This window comes from Embleya sp. NPDC025285, assembly GCF_055558835.1.
The window spans coordinates 26,106-39,944 of the sequence record NZ_JBVHLU010000037.1 but is presented as its reverse complement, the minus strand read 5'-3'; the positions used below and the strand labels follow the sequence as shown (position 1 = coordinate 39,944).

Annotated in this window: 11 protein-coding genes; 6 read left to right on the top strand and 5 right to left on the bottom strand. The window is 71.8% G+C overall.

Annotated features, from left to right (window positions below; genetic code table 11):
• The first annotated feature begins 495 nt into the window (after nucleotides 1–495).
• From ACZ4FV_RS24670 to ACZ4FV_RS24660, 3 genes are all read left to right on the top strand, one after another.
• Complete coding sequence (locus tag ACZ4FV_RS24670) at nucleotides 496–2,082, top strand: alpha/beta hydrolase (RefSeq protein WP_395865453.1); 1,587 nt, start codon at nucleotides 496–498, stop codon at nucleotides 2,080–2,082.
• Between the two features lie 292 nt (nucleotides 2,083–2,374).
• Complete coding sequence (locus tag ACZ4FV_RS24665; RefSeq protein ID WP_402232145.1) at nucleotides 2,375–3,202, top strand: ATP-binding cassette domain-containing protein; 828 nt, start codon at nucleotides 2,375–2,377, stop codon at nucleotides 3,200–3,202.
• Complete coding sequence (locus ACZ4FV_RS24660) at nucleotides 3,199–3,876, top strand: ABC transporter (RefSeq protein WP_402232143.1); 678 nt, start codon at nucleotides 3,199–3,201, stop codon at nucleotides 3,874–3,876. The genes ACZ4FV_RS24665 and ACZ4FV_RS24660 overlap by 4 nt, the downstream gene beginning before the upstream one ends.
• Nucleotides 3,877–3,978: 102 nt before the next feature.
• On the opposite strand, the gene ACZ4FV_RS24655 is transcribed toward ACZ4FV_RS24660, so the two are convergent.
• Nucleotides 3,979–4,635: a pyridoxamine 5'-phosphate oxidase family protein gene (locus ACZ4FV_RS24655; RefSeq protein WP_402232142.1), complete on the bottom strand. Its 657-nt coding sequence runs from the start codon at nucleotides 4,633–4,635 to the stop codon at nucleotides 3,979–3,981.
• A gap of 348 nt (nucleotides 4,636–4,983) precedes the next feature.
• On the opposite strand from ACZ4FV_RS24655, the gene ACZ4FV_RS24650 reads away from it, so the two are divergent.
• From ACZ4FV_RS24650 to ACZ4FV_RS24640, 3 genes are all read left to right on the top strand, one after another.
• Entirely contained in the window at nucleotides 4,984–6,291 is a 1,308-nt protein-coding gene (locus tag ACZ4FV_RS24650; protein WP_402232140.1) for an aminotransferase class I/II-fold pyridoxal phosphate-dependent enzyme, read from the top strand.
• Nucleotides 6,292–6,668: 377 nt separating this feature from the next.
• The gene (locus ACZ4FV_RS24645) at nucleotides 6,669–7,961 is read left to right on the top strand and encodes a sensor histidine kinase (RefSeq protein WP_465323267.1); all 1,293 of its coding nucleotides are present in this window, start codon (nucleotides 6,669–6,671) and stop codon (nucleotides 7,959–7,961) included.
• Between the two features lie 195 nt (nucleotides 7,962–8,156).
• Nucleotides 8,157–8,801 (top strand): response regulator, encoded by a 645-nt coding sequence (locus ACZ4FV_RS24640; RefSeq protein WP_395865441.1) that lies wholly within the window; start codon nucleotides 8,157–8,159, stop codon nucleotides 8,799–8,801.
• Between the two features lie 373 nt (nucleotides 8,802–9,174).
• Here the strand turns inward: ACZ4FV_RS24640 and ACZ4FV_RS24635 are convergent, their stop codons facing one another.
• The 4 genes from ACZ4FV_RS24635 to ACZ4FV_RS24620 all read right to left on the bottom strand — a co-directional run bounded on the left by ACZ4FV_RS24635 (nucleotide 9,175) and on the right by ACZ4FV_RS24620 (nucleotide 13,275).
• Entirely contained in the window at nucleotides 9,175–9,423 is a 249-nt protein-coding gene (locus tag ACZ4FV_RS24635) for a hypothetical protein (RefSeq protein ID WP_465323266.1), read from the bottom strand.
• A 451-nt stretch (nucleotides 9,424–9,874) separates the two neighbouring features.
• Entirely contained in the window at nucleotides 9,875–11,431 is a 1,557-nt protein-coding gene (locus ACZ4FV_RS24630; protein WP_465323265.1) for a sensor histidine kinase, read from the bottom strand.
• Nucleotides 11,428–12,177, bottom strand: coding sequence for a response regulator transcription factor (locus ACZ4FV_RS24625; RefSeq protein ID WP_395865435.1), 750 nt, complete (start codon nucleotides 12,175–12,177; stop codon nucleotides 11,428–11,430). The genes ACZ4FV_RS24630 and ACZ4FV_RS24625 overlap by 4 nt, the downstream gene beginning before the upstream one ends.
• Nucleotides 12,178–12,393: 216 nt before the next feature.
• On the bottom strand, nucleotides 12,394–13,275 hold the full coding sequence (locus ACZ4FV_RS24620; RefSeq protein WP_465323264.1) for a hypothetical protein: 882 nt from the start codon (nucleotides 13,273–13,275) through the stop codon (nucleotides 12,394–12,396).
• Nucleotides 13,276–13,839 lie beyond the last annotated feature (564 nt).

The following is a 13,839-nucleotide window of genomic DNA, read 5'->3' as shown; positions in this document are numbered from 1 at the left end:
CCCCGGCCTCGCGGCGGTTGCTGACTTCGTTCCGGCCGTCGGGGCGCCCGAGCGTCGCGTTGCCGTTGTGCCACGGTCGCGCCGCCGCTTTGCCTCGGTTGCCTCCTCCCGGTAGGCCGATGTGCCCGAGCGTTTCGCCACGGCTGTGCCTCCGCCGGGCCGCCGTTACTTCACCGCCCCGCCCCGGTATCGCCGCATCACCACTCGTGCCACATGCCGCCGCGCGCACCGCGCCGCGTGCTGGGCTGACGTGGCGTCAACTACGCGCGTCGGCTACGGAGCGCGATCATCCGGTTTTCCGATCGATCGGGTGCAAATGCGATGAAACGGCTTTCGCGTATGTCAAACCCAAAATTTGGGTAATGGTTACCTCTCCCCTTGGCAAGGATTCACACTCCGACCCGACCGCCCCCTCGTCGCACCCGTCGTCGGCACGGCAGCATCTCCGGCGTCGATGTCACTCGTGACAGCTCCGTCACATGGAGGAACACCCACGTGAAGAGACACACTCTCGTCGCGTTCGCAGCCGCCACGACGTTGGTGGGCGGGCTTCTGACCCTCGCCCCACCGGCTTTGGCGGACGACTCGCCCGCAACTTCGGCCGAGTCCGCATCCACCCCCATTGCCTGGAAGAACTGCGGCAGCTCGAACTATCCGACGCTGGAATGCGGTTCACTCCAGGTCCCGATGGACCACAGCAACCCCGGCGGCCGACAGATCACCATCGCGGTGTCGCGGATTCCGCACACCGCCGCGAAGTCGCTCGGCCCACTCCTGGTCAACCCCGGCGGTCCCGGTGCCCCCGGCCGAGGTCTGGCCGGCTACGTCGCGAAGAACCTGCGCCCCGAGGTGGCCGCGCAGTTCGACGTGATCGGGTTCGACCCGCGCGGCTCCGGCGCCAGCGAACCGCACCTGGACTGCGTACCGGGCTTCAACAACCCGGTCCGTCCGGACACCGTCCCGGACAACTTCGGGGACGAACTGACCAACATCAAGCGGGTGTACGACTACGCCCAGGCGTGCGGCGCCAAGTACGGCGACTTCCTCAAGCACATGAACACGCCGGCCTCGGCGGCGGACATGGACTCCATTCGCGCCGCCCTCGGGGCCAAGCAGATCAGCTACTTCGGCTATTCGTACGGGACTTACCTCGGCTCGGTCTACGCCAAGCTGTTCCCGAACCGGGTCAAGCGACTGGTGCTGGACAGCATCGTCGACCCGAGCAAGGACAGCATCTGGTACGGCAGCCAGCTCAGCCAGGACGTCGCCTTCAACAGCAACCTGAAGGCGTTCTTCGCCTGGGTCGCCAAGTACGACGCGAACTACCGCCTGGGCACCGACCCCGCCAAGGTGGAGAGCGCCTGGTACACGATGCGCGAGAAGCTGAGCAAGAACCCGGCCGAGGGCGTCGTCGGCGGCTCGGAACTCGAGGACGCATTCGCGCAGGGCGGCTACAACGACTCGACCTGGGCCGAACTGGCCGAGGGTTTCTCGGGTTACGTGGTCGACAACGTCACGGGTCCGCTGCGCACGGCGTACGAGGACCTGGCGGCGCCGAGCCCGGCTAACGACAACGTCAACAGTGGCTACCTGGCCACCCAGTGCCGGGACGCGTCCTGGCCCAAGGACTGGGCGACCTGGCACCGTGACGCGGTCAAGACCTACGCCAAGGCACCGTTCCTGACCTGGAACAACGTCTGGTTCAACGCGGCTTGCGCGTTCTGGCCGACGTCCGGCCTCAAGCCGGTGAACGTCGCCAACGACAAGCTGCCCAAGACGCTGCTGTTCCAGGCGACCAACGACGCCGCGACCCCGTACCAGGGCGGCGTCACGATGCACCGGCTGCTGCGCGACTCGGCCCTGGTGGTCGAGCAGGGCGGCCGTAACCACGGCATCTCGCTCAGCGGCAGCAGTTGCCTGGACAACTACCTGAACGAGTACCTGGTCACCGGCAAGACCCCGAAGGGCAGGGGCCACGGCCCGGCCGACGCGGTCTGCCAAAAGCTCCCCGACCCGGTGCCGAACGCGGCCGGTGCCGAGCTGAAGGCCGCCGCGCCCAAGACGTCCAAGACCGCCATGTAGATCCGCGCAACCGCACCACAAGCACGTACGCAGGGCTCGTCGCCTCGGCGGCGGGCCCTTGCGCGTGTTCGAGCCCTTGCGCGTCCGTCCGGGGCGATGAGCCCGTCCGGAGCCGTCAGCCCGTCCGGAGCCGTCAGCCCGTCCGGAGCCGTGATCACGTTCGAAGCCCTGAGCCGGTTCGGAGCCTTATGCGGCATGGCAGTTCGTACCCGACGCCGACCGAGGGCGCCGTGTGCGCGATCTCGTCCTGCCGTAAGGTCTGCTGCCGAGGTTCCGGTGAAGGGGGACGGCGGTGCACCTGACGGGTGTCGGCAAGCGATACGCCCTGCGCGGACCATGGGTGCTGCGCGCGGTGGACCTGCACCTGCCGCGCGGCGGCCTGGTACGGGTCGAAGGCGCCAATGGCAGCGGCAAGTCCACCCTGCTCCGGGTCCTCGCGGGGGTCTGCGAACCGACCACCGGCAGCGTCACCGAACGCGGCTCGGCCGCCTACGTCCCCGAACGATTCCCGCCCGAACTCCCGCTCACCGCCCTGCGCTACCTCACCCACCTGGGCAGGCTGCACGGCCTGACCGGACGGGAGAGCAGGCGACGCGCCCAGGAGTGGGCCGAACGCCTGGACTTCGCGGACAAGACCCGCGCGCCGCTGCGCGGACTGTCCAAAGGCACGTGTCAAAAGGTCGCCGTGGCACAGGCGTTCATGGCCGAACCCGACCTGCTCGTCCTGGACGAGGCGTGGACCGGACTGGACGGCCGCTCGCGGGACGTCCTGGACGGTTGTGTCGTCGAACGGGTCGAGGCCGGCGCCACGGTGGTCTTCGTGGACCACGACCCGCGCCGGCTGGCCGACGAGGTGACCGACACGTATCGGGTCGAGTCGGGCGCGGTCACCCCGGCGATCTCCGCCGTGAACGCGATCCGCGTGGTGATCGACATCGACAGCGGCCACCGCCCCGAACTCGACCGCCTCCCAGGCGATCCCGACCGCGAGGAGACCCGCCCGGGCGTCCTGCGGCTGCACACCACCACGGCGCACTCCGACGCGTTGCTGCGCCATCTGCTCACCAGCGTGCCCGGGGTCGGCGTGCGCTCGGTCCGCCGGGAAGGAGACGGCGCGTGATCTCCGCCGTGGTGCGTTATCAGGCGGCCCTGGTGCTGCGTTCCTACCGGTGGGTGCCGCCGGTGTTGGTCTACGCCGCGGTGATGGCCATCGGCGTGGCCGGCGGCGATCCGCTGCTCGGCTCGTTCGCGTGGGCCGCCGCCGCGATCATGCCGATCGCGGTGTGGCTCACCCGCGTGTCGGTCACGGTCGAGCCCGCCGCGGCCCGGCAGACCGCGTCGGCGGCGGTCGGACCCGGCCGCTCGCATCTGGCGGCGCTGCTGGTCGCGCTGGTCCTGTCGGGCGTGCTCGCCGCGCTGTGCACCGGCGTGCTGGCCGCTTCCACCGATCGTATCGCCGACCACGCGACGCACGGCGTCGATCGCGGCGAGGCGATCGCCGCGGGAGCGGTGGCCCAACTCGTCACCATCCTGGCCGGCGTGGCGATCGGCGCGCTGACCAACCGCCCGCTGTTGCGTCGCCCGGCGTACGCCGTCCCGCTCGCCGCGCTGGCCACCCTGGCGGCCCTGATCGTCCCGGGTAGCCCGGCGGCGCGCGTCCTAGAGGTGGTCACCGACGCCGCCAGGAACGACAGCGTGGACCTCCCGACCACCCAACTGGTCATCGTGGCGGGCGTGTTCGTCGTCGCGGTCGCCGCGGTCTGTCGGTTGGCGGCCCGCGTCGAACACGACTGACCCCCCAGGTCGACCGAGCAGCCGCAACGCCCCTGATCCACCAGGACGACCGAGCCGGAACACCCCTCGGGCACCGTGCCGGCCGTGCACACCGGGGTCGGCTCAGGACGCGCCGAGCCACTTGGCTAGGTAGGCCGGGATCTCCTGCTCTCGGTCCGGGCGGATCGGGCCCCGCGTGGTGGTCAGGGGTACCACACCGGCGTAGGTCGGCAGGTCGAGGTCGTCGGGGTCCTCGGCCAGGCCGTGGTCGCGGATCTTCGCGGCGACCTGGTCCAACTCCAGGCGGAGCACCGCCGTCTGGGCGTTCTCCTTCGGGGAGGGCTGCCGCACGTCGTCGGCGCGGCCTGGGACCAGGTGGTCGATGATCACCCGGTAGGCGTGCAGTTGCTCGTCCGGGTCGGCGACGTAGGTCAGCGGGCCGTGCGCGATCACGCAGCGGTAGTCCATCGAGTGGTGCATCGCCGAGCGGGAGAGCACCACCGAGTCCACGTGGGTGACCGAGACCGCCACCGGGAGGCCCTCGGTGCCGCTCGCCCGCGCGGCCAGTGCGAGTTGGCCGCCGCTGGAGGTGTGCAGGTACAGACGTTCGCCGTCGCGACCGAACGCCAGAGGGATGAGTTGGGGGCGACCGCCGACGGTGAACGAGACGTGGGCCAGGAAGCCCGCGTCCAGGATCGCGTGCACGGCTTCGACGTCGTAGTGCATCCGGTCGCGGTGCCGATACGGGGTGGTGGCTGTGGTTGCGGGGTACTCGGTCATCGCGAAGATCCTTTGTACTAGTTCAAAGAACTCATTGGAGTAGTACGATAGAGGCGAGGTCGGGGAGGCTGTCAACGGCATAATCCGACGACCTGTCGCTCAACCCGCCGACCGATCTGCCGCCCGACCGCCCGACCGCCCGACCGCCCGACCGCCCGACCGCCCGACCGATGAGCCACCCGGCCCGCCGCGAGACCGGCGAGTTCGGCGTGGCCGCACAGACCCGCAGCCCATGAACGAGCACGGCCCGCACCGGACGCCCAAGTCCCCGACGCCCCGACCACCGACGCCCCGACCACCGACCCCGCCGGGCAGCAGGCACCGAACGTGCCCGGATGCAGGAGAGACATGGCCACCACCGGTCGCACCGCCGCCGACATCGCCGCATCCGTCGAGCGCGACCTGCACGCCCGCGAACTCGCCCCCGGCGACGCACTGCCGCCCGTGCGCACACTCGCGGCCGAGTTGGGCGTCAACGCCAACACCGTCGCCGCCGCGTACCGCACCCTGCGCGAACGCGGCATCGTGGAGACACACGGCCGGGCCGGTACCCGGATCCGAGCCCGACCGGCCACCATCCGGCGCAACGACCTGGGCCCGTCCATGCCGCCCGGCACCCGCGACCTGTCCACCGGCGAACCCGACCCCGATCTGCTGCCGTCGCCGGCGTTCCCGAACCCGGCCGAATGGCGCACGCTCTACCAACACGGCGCCTTGTACGAACCGTTCGCCGATGCCGCCCGCACGGTGCTGAGGGCGGGCGGCATCGACACCGCGCACCTGGCCGCGACCTCCGGCGCGCTGGACGGCCTGGAACGCGCGCTCGTCGCACACCTGCGCCCCGGCGATCCGGTCGCGGTCGAGGACCCGACCTGGGCCAACCTGCTCGACCTGCTCGCCGCGCTGAATCTGACCCCGCAGCCGATCCCGGTCGACGACGAGGGTCCCGACCCGGCCGCGACCGAGGCCGCGCTACGGGCGGGCGCCCGCGCGTTCGTGGTCACCACCCGCGCGCAGAACCCCACCGGCGCCTCGGTGTCGGCCGAACGGGCCGCCGCGCTGCGCCCGATCCTGGCCGCCCACCCGCACGTGGTGCTCCTGGAGGACGACCACGGCAACGACATCTCCGGCCTGGACCTGCACACCCTCACCGGCGTCACCACCCACTGGGCGCACATCCGCTCGGCCGCCAAGGCGTACGGACCGGACCTGCGCTGCGCGGTGGCGACCGGCGACGAGGTGACCATCGACCGGATCGGCGGCCGGCAACGGCTGGGCCCCGGCTGGGTCAGCCACATCCTGCAATTCGCGGTCGCCCACGCGTGGACCGACCCGGACGTGGCCGAGCGCATCCACGTCGCGCGCGAGACCTACCGGCTACGCCGTACCCGACTCATCGACGCCCTGCGCGCACGCGGTGTCGTCGCGATCGGCCGGACCGGCATCAACGTATGGGTCCCGGCCCCGGACGAGACCACCGCCGTCGCCTCCCTGCTCGCGCGCGGCTGGGCGGTCGCGCCCGGCGCGCGCTACCGGATCGGCTCGCCGCCCGGCCTGCGGATCACCGTGGCCACCCTCACCGCCGAGGAGACCGAGCGACTGGCCGACGCGGTGGCCGCCGCGATGCGCGTGGGAGCCGCGCGGCAGACGCGGTGATGCGTCCCGGGATTTCGAGCGGTGGGTTGGGAGGCATCGTGGCTCGTCGTGGCTCGTCGTGTCGGCGGAGAGGCGGAGAGGCGGAGAGGCGGAGAAGCGGGGAGGCGGAGAAGCGGGGAGGCGGAGAAGCGGGGAGGGGCGGCGGAAAGGCGGGGGAGAGGCGGGCAGGGGTGGCGGAAAGGTGGGGCTAGCCGAACCGTGAGGTCGGGGGGTGTCACCCTCGCCCGCACACCCCCGCCGCGTGGAGCATGAACACACTCCACCGATACGGTCTCGACCGGACCATGACGAATCCGCCGGTACGGCCCAACCGCCGTGACGCTCCACCGTCGTGACCAGTCCACCGCCGCACCCGATTTGCCCCGAGGACGTCCCCCATGCATCCCTTCCTGAAGGCGCCGTTCACGAGACGAACGTGGGCCGAGACCGGCTACGCGATCCTCACCCTCCCGCTCGCGGTGATCGGTTTCGGCGTGACCTTCGTGTTCACGGCCTTCGGCGTCGCACTGACCATCACGCTGATCGGTCTGCCGATCCTGGCCCTGACGGTGATGGGCGCGCGGGCGTGGGGCGGGGTTCATCGGGGGTTGGCGCGCGCCATGCTCGGGGTCGAGACGCCGCCACTGCGCAAATTCCGGCCCAAGCGCGGCCCGCTCGGACTGCTGGGCTCCTCGCTGGGCAACGCCGAGGGCTGGCGGGCGATCGCGTACCACGTGATCAAGTTCCCGCTGGGCGTCGTCATGGCCGTCGTGACCGGCGCGTTCTGGAGCTACGGGCTGATCATGGTGGTCTATCCGCTGCTCGTGGCGGTGTTCGACCCGACCGTCACCGACTCGCACGGCGTCGTGCGCCACTCGGGGATGCAGATGGGCGACGTGTACTTCGACACCTGGCCGCTCAAACTGGCGGCGTCCGCGTCCGGAATCCTGCTCGTCCTGCTCGCGCCCTGGGCCGTACGCGCCGTCGTATACCTGGACCGGCTGCTCATCCCGGCCCTGCTCGGGCCGACCAAGTCCGCGCAGCGGGTGGCCGATCTGGAGGAGACCCGGGCGATCGCCGTCGATGATTCGGCCGCGACGCTGCGCCGGATCGAACGCGACCTGCACGACGGCGCGCAGGCCCGGCTCGTCGCGCTCGCGATGAACCTCAGCATGGCCAAGGAGAAGCTGGACGCCGAGGACGTCGAGCGCCCGATGGACGTGGACCGTGCCCGCACCCTCGTGGACAGCGCGCTCGGCAACGCCCGCGAGGCGATCGTGGAACTGCGCGACCTGGCCAGGGGGATCCATCCGCCGGTCCTGGACCAGGGCCTGGACGCAGCGCTGGCCACCCTGGCCGCGTGCAGCGCGGTCCCGGTCGAGGTCCGCACCGACATCGACGTACGCCCGCCCGCCACGATCGAGACCATCGCGTACTTCTGCGCCGCCGAACTGCTCACCAACGTCGCACACCACTCGGGCGCGACCTCGGCGGTCGTCGACGTGCTGGTCCGGGACGGCCGGTTGCGGCTGTCGGTCACCGACAGCGGGCGCGGCGGTGCGAACGCGGGCAAGGGCAGCGGTCTTACCGGTCTGGTCGAGCGGGTGCGCACGGTGGACGGCGTACTGCGCATCGTCAGCCCGTTGGGTGGGCCGACCGAGGTGACGGTGGAATTGCCGATCCGGGAGTGAGGGTCGGGATGCGGGCGCGGTGTGCGCCGGTAGGCGTTGGGGGTAGGGGGGAGCGGCCGGAGGGGCTGGGCCGAGATGATCTGGCCTAAGACGATCTTGTCTGAGACGATATGTTCCGAGAGGATCGGCGCCCAGAGGATCAGGCCCGAGACGATTGGGTCCGAGATGCGGTCGGATCATGGGACGATCGGGCCCATGCGCATCGTCATTGCCGAAGACGCCGCGATCCTGCGGGACGGCCTGGTTCAACTGCTTCTCGACCGCGACCACGAGGTCGCGGCCGCCGTCGCGGACGCCGACGCGCTGCGCGCGGCGGTGGCCGAACACAAGCCGGATGTCTGCGTGGTCGACATCCGGATGCCCCCGACGCACACGGACGAGGGCCTGCGCGCCGCGATAGACATCCGCCGGGACTACCCCGGCATCGGGGTGTTGGTCTTCTCGCAGTACATCGAGACCCGGTACGCGGCACAACTGCTCGGCGGCAACGCGGCGGGCGTCGGTTACCTGCTCAAGGAACGTGTGGTGGACACGCGGGACTTCACCGACGCGCTGGAGCGAGTCGCGGCCGGCGGCACCGCGTTGGACCCCGAGGTGGTCACCCAACTGTTCGGTGCGGGACTGCGCAGCGGCGGATTGAGCACCCTCACCCCGCGCGAGCACGAGGTGCTCGGGCTGATGGCCGAGGGCCGGACGAACGCGGCGATCGCGAAGAAGCTGGTGGTCACCGAGCGGGCGGTGGAGAAGCACGTCGGCAACATCTTCACCAAGCTCGACCTGCCGCCCTCGGACACCGACCACCGGCGGGTAATGGCGGTGTTGCGCTTCCTCGAGCTCTGAGGCGGGGGAGCGGGAGCGGTCGAGGCGATGCGGGTTCGCGGTGCGGCCTTGCGAGGCGGTTCGCACTGTGGCCGTGGCGCGGCTTCGTGGTGCGCCGGCCGGGTCGGTGCGGGAGCGCGGATGGGCGCGTGAGGCGGGTCCGGCCCGTGCCGTGGCGCGGCTGCGGGTGCGGCGTCACGCGGCGGGGGCGGTGGTTGCGGCGCTGCCGATTGCGGGTGGCCAGCGGTGGTCCGGTGCCTGGTGTGGCCGGCGGGAGGTGGGAGGTGGGAGGTGGGACCGGTGTGGGATGTTCGGATCGCCCCCTCCGTGATCCGAACATCCCACACCGGTTCCTCGGGGCCGACCACGGCATCGGCCCCCGGCGCGGCTCGGTTCAGGGTTGTAGTGGCTTCTCCACGTCCACGCACGCGTGCCGAATCGTGTTCCGTGTGCCGACGACAGTCGACGTGAACGGCGATCCCGGTGCGGTCGGTCCGGGGGCGGCCGCCGGGGCGATCGTGCCCAACTTGTGGGTGCCCGGGCCGTTTTCGTCGGCACCGCACGCGGTCAGCGCGACGATCGCCGACACCACCGCCGCCAGGACGCCCGCCGCCGCTCCGGGCAGCGCGAGTCCGCGGCTCACCCGATCGGTCTCTCCGGTCGGGCGGCACGCCACGCCCGGCGCACCGTCGAAGGGCTGCTCCGCCGCCGCCACTCCGGCGTCGGATACCCAGGCGTGGCCCGGTTGTTCCCGAGGCGGGTCGCCACCTCCGGCCGGATGTGCCGCTCGTCCGTCGCGCTCCGCCGTCGGATGCGCGCCATGTGACCCGTGCCGCTACGGTCGCCGTCGAATCGAGTCGGCGCCTCGGCCTGCCGCGGGTCCCGCCGCGACAGTCGTGGGCACGGGGCGGGCGCCCGGTGGCCGCCGCCACCGGGCGTTCCCGCATACGCCAGGGGCGCGGCAAGCCGTACCCCCATGGACACCGGGTCGGTGAGGTCCGCGCCCCCCATGCGGTCGGACACACGCATGCACGGCCTCCCCCCAAAAAACGCCGGGCCCGCCCCACCCCGGGCGGGCACGGCGTACCGGGAGGCTAGGGACGATCCTTGTGGGTTTCCTGTGAATGGGCGGCCTGGGAAGGGATTTTCCCGACGGGGCGGGGCGCCGCGCGGGATTTCGGTACGTCGGCGCGCACCGAGGGCACCGGTGCGGCCCGGGCAGGCGTATCCGGCGGTTCCTGGGCCCGGACGCCCAGCCACGCGCGCTCGCGCGCCGCCTGGGGATCCGCGCGCAGCGGCAGCACCACCTCGATCCGAGTGCCGCGTCCGGACGGTGGCACGCCCACGGTGACCCGACCGCCGTGCAGCGCGACCTGTTGGGCCACCAGGGTCAGTCCCAGCCCGGCGCCGGGACTGTTCGGCCCGCGGTGGAAGCGCTCGAAGACCACCTCGCGCAACTCCGGCGCGATCCCGGGCCCATCGTCGTCCACGCACACCACGCCGCAATCCAGCCCGGGCAGCACCTTCACCAGCACCCGATTGGCGCCGTGCACCAGCGCGTTGCCGATCAGGTTGTCCACGAGCAGCCGCAGCCCCGCCGCGAGCCCGTACACGACCACCTCGTGCGGCGCCTCGACCCGTACCGCGGCCCGCACTTCGACGCCCGGACGGCGGGCGGGCGCGGCCCGGACCGCCGCGTGCGCGACCTCGGCCAGCTCCACCGGACCGAACGCCGCCGCGTCCACCAGGTCGCCCTGGGCGAGTGCGCGCAGCGCGGTCAGTACCGCCAACACCCGTTCGTGGCCGATCCGCAGGTCCGCGACCACGTCCTCGCGCTCGGTCGAGGCCAGGTCCGGATAGGTGGCCAGCACGTCCAGATCGGTACGCATCCCGGTGAGCGGGCCGCGCAGTTCGTGGTCGACGGTGGCGGCGAACGAACGTGCGGTCTCCAACGCCTCGCGGGTGCGCGCGGTCTGCGCGGCGTACCGGCCCAGCACGTCGTCGAGTGTGCGGCCGAGTTCGTCCACCTCGACCACGCCGGAGGGTACGTGCACCGCGTTGTGCGCGCCGCCGTCCGGATCCAGCCGGGCCGCCCGGCGGCGCAACACGCGCAGCGACCGGGTGGCCGCGGTACCGGCGACCAGACCGGCCAGTGCGGACAGCGGCACCGCGAACGCCGTCACCACATACACGCGCCGACGCAACAGCGCCGCCTGCGCGTCCGGTTCGCCCGAAGGCACGAACACGTAGAGCGCGCCGGTCGGCAGCGGCCGGGTCACCATCCGCCACGAACGCCTGTCCGTGTGCACGGTCACCGGGTACGGCGCGTGCGTGGGCAGGGGCGTTCCGTCCGGCGGTTGGGGGCCCATCCGCAGCGGCCCGTCCGGGGTGTCCACCCGCACGCCGACGTCCAGGGCCATCCCGAGCATCCGGTACTGCCGTGTGCGGATCGCCTGTTGGCGGTCGTCCAGATCGGTGCGGACCAACGCCCGCGCCGGCGGCGTCAGTCGCTCGGCCCGCTCCTGTAACTGCCGATCCTGGCGCTGGGTCAGATCGTGCCGGGCCCAACCCACCACGAGCGTGCCCGCGCCGAGTACGAGCAGCGGGACCAGGACGGCGACCGACAGCGCGACCCGCGTGGAGAGTTTCATCCGGGACCGCCCGAGATCCGCAGCACGAAGCCGATCCCGCGCACGGTGTGCAGTACGCGGGGGCGCCCGCCCGCCTCCAACTTGCGGCGCAGGTAGCAGACGAACGTGTCGACCACGTCGGTGCGCACGTCGAAGTCGTAGCCCCAGACCCGGTCCAGCAACTGATCCCGGGTCAGCACCAGCCCCGGATTGCGGGCGAACACCTCCAGCAGCGCGAACTCGCGACGGGTCAGATCCAGTGCGACGCCGTGACAGGTCGCGATGTGCGCGGCCACGTCCACCGCGACCGGGCCGACCCGCAGCAGCGGCTCGCCGGCCCCCGCGCTAGGTCGTCGGCGCAGTAACGCCCTTAATCGAAGGTCGAGTTCGCGCAGATCGAAGGGCTTCACCAGGTAGTCGTCCGCGCCGCTCTCCAGGCCGGCGATGCGGTCCGCGGTCTCGTCGCGAGCGGACAACATCAGGACCGGCGTCTCGGTGCCTCGCGCGCGCAGCGTGGAGCACACGTCGATGCCGCTGACGCCGGGCATCGCCACGTCCAGGACCACGACCTGCGGGGCCGGAGCGGGCGCGATGGGCGTCATCGGCTCGGCGGGCGCGATCAGTTCGAGGGCGCGGGTGCCGTCGGCGGCGAGGGTGACGTGGTAGCCGGCCAGGCGCAGGCCGCGCTCCAGGGCACGCCGGATCGAGGGGTCGTCGTCCACGACCAGCACGTGCGGGGGGCGGTCGGTCTCCGGTTCCGCGGTCACCGGATCGCGGCCTCCGGCTCCGGGACCGGCGGGCGCGGTATCCGTAACCGGCTCGACTTCCCTGTGGTGATCATGTCGTCGGCTCGACCCATGTCGTCCCCCGGATGGCTGCTGCCGATGTCGCGAAGTCGCCGACGTGCGTGCGTGTCGCCGTCGGCGTTGTCGGTGCACAACCTATGGCGGGAGGCGGTGTGTTGTACGCGGAATGACGGCTCGTCAGGGGCCGGGTGGGAGCGGGTCGGCGGGAGTGGTGGTGGGCTTGTGGGGGCCACCGTCGGGGCCCGTGTTCGAATCCGTGTCCGCATCCGGGTCCGCGCTTTCTGCGTCCGCGTCCGCGTTCGCCTTTACGTTCGCGTTCGAGTCTCTGTCCGTGTCCGTGTCGGTGCCCGTGCCTCTGTCCGTGCCTGTGTCCGTGTCGAGCGGGTCGCCGGTCGGTAGCTTCGCGGACAGCCAGCGGAACCAGTTCGTGCGGTTGATCGGGATCTGCGGGTTGCGCAGCAGCCACAACACGTGCCCGGCCTGGTCCCGGGTCCAGGGCTCGCCGGAGTCGCATGCCTTCGCCAGTCGGGCGCGCAGGTCATCGCCGTCCACCGCACGGGCGATCCGCGAGTACTCGCGGTCCTTGCACCGGTGCCGGCGATACACCACGAGTTCGACCAGGTCCACCAGGCGGGCCCGGACCTCGTCGTGGTGCCCGGGCACGGCGAGCAGCCGGATCAGCCGCTGCTTGGTGCTCCACACCTTGGCGTGCCGGGTCCACTCGATCGGGTAATGGGCCTCCCACTCCAGATAGATCAGCGCGTACGGCAGTCCGCCCCAATCGGGTACGTCGGCCGGCGCGAGCTGCTCGGTGAGCAGGGCCGCGGCGGGCGTACGCAGCCACGCGGCACGGAAGCGCTGCCACGCCGCCTCCTCGGCGGAGACCGAGCGCGGCACACGCAACACGATCGTGTCGTACGCCTCGCGCGCTTCGCGTGTGTCCCGGGTCACCCGCAGATACCGGTCCAGGGCGCGCCGATGTGCGATCTCGTCGTCCGACACGAGCGCGCGCATCCAGCCCAGCCGGGTGTCCCAGTCCTCGATCGCGCCGCGTTCCATCACGCCGACGATCTACCCAGGAGTCCCCCGAACAAGTCCGCCATCCCCCGGTCCGCCCACCGAATCCCTCCATCGAAGCCGCCCATGACGGCAGGGTGATCGTCCGGTTGCTGTACGTAATCCCGCGCCATTGCGTAGACCCGGACGGGCCCAGCGCGCACGCTTCACCCCGCGCTTCGTCGAGACCCCGCGCCACAGGCACCCTCTGCCTTGCGCGGCCGGGTGGTTCGGCCTGATCGGACACCCGGCGCCACGCCCGGTGGGCCGTGTGGTCAGGCCGGGTCCTCGCGCGGAGGCACGGTGGCCCGGCCTGGCCATCATGCCGAGGTGCGGGCGCCGGATCGCGGCCCGCCCGAGTGAGCCGCGCCGATGCCACCGCCGCCCAAGCCTCGCGTGGCCGCCCGATCCGGCCGGGGTGTAGGGACGCCCGGGAGTATCGAGGACTCGATCGACGCGGCGTGTGGTCCGGGAGGGCAGTGGGTGGGACGCGATGTCGTGTGCAGCCCGGGAGGGGTGTGGGTAGGACGCGATGTCGTGTGCAGCCGGGAGGGGTGTCGGCGATCG

Coding starts and splice junctions, on each gene's coding strand:
- ACZ4FV_RS24655 (WP_402232142.1), bottom strand. CDS start 4,635: ATGACCGAGTACCCCGCAACCACAGCCACCACCCCGTATCGGCACCGC.
- ACZ4FV_RS24650 (WP_402232140.1), top strand. CDS start 4,984: ATGGCCACCACCGGTCGCACCGCCGCCGACATCGCCGCATCCGTCGAG.
- ACZ4FV_RS24645 (WP_465323267.1), top strand. CDS start 6,669: ATGCATCCCTTCCTGAAGGCGCCGTTCACGAGACGAACGTGGGCCGAG.
- ACZ4FV_RS24640 (WP_395865441.1), top strand. CDS start 8,157: ATGCGCATCGTCATTGCCGAAGACGCCGCGATCCTGCGGGACGGCCTG.
- ACZ4FV_RS24630 (WP_465323265.1), bottom strand. CDS start 11,431: ATGAAACTCTCCACGCGGGTCGCGCTGTCGGTCGCCGTCCTGGTCCCG.
- ACZ4FV_RS24620 (WP_465323264.1), bottom strand. CDS start 13,275: ATGGAACGCGGCGCGATCGAGGACTGGGACACCCGGCTGGGCTGGATG.